Origin of the sequence: Streptomyces sp. WAC06614, from assembly GCF_003949795.1 — a bacterium.
Classification (GTDB): domain Bacteria; phylum Actinomycetota; class Actinomycetes; order Streptomycetales; family Streptomycetaceae; genus Streptomyces.
The window spans coordinates 1-421 of record NZ_RPRY01000794.1 but is presented as its reverse complement, the minus strand read 5'-3'; the positions used below and the strand labels follow the sequence as shown (position 1 = coordinate 421).

The 421-nt window shown below is 79.3% G+C and carries 1 protein-coding gene; it reads left to right on the top strand.

The window, feature by feature from the left end; genetic code table 11:
* Window positions 1-421: DUF2293 domain-containing protein (locus EF918_RS36540; RefSeq protein ID WP_125653046.1), on the top strand; the 421-nt coding region annotated here is incomplete at both ends.

Genomic DNA, 421 nt, shown 5'->3' with positions numbered 1-421 from the left:
CACGGGGAGTTCGCTCTCCGCCGTGGTGGTGCGGTTCAACAAGCGGCGCCGTCGCTACGAGCGGCAGGGCCTGCTGGTCGAGCAGCAGGCCCTGGCGCACGCCGAGCGGAGCTGCCGCGCCGACGCCGTCGTACGGGCCCGGGACCGGGACCGGGCGCGGCGGCGGCGGGCGGCGGAGGACACCCGGTTCACGGCGGCGTTCGCCGCCGAGATACGGCGGCTCTTCCCCGGGTGCCCGCCCGGCCGGGCCCTGGCCATCGCCGCGCACGCCTCGCTGCGCGGCAGTGGCCGGGTGGGGCGTACGGCGGCCGGGCGGGCCCTGGACCCGTACGCCGTGTCGGTCGCGGTCCGGGCGGCCGTGCGCCACCTGGACACCGAGTACGACGCCCTGCTCGCGGCCGGGGTGCCCCGGTTCGAGGCC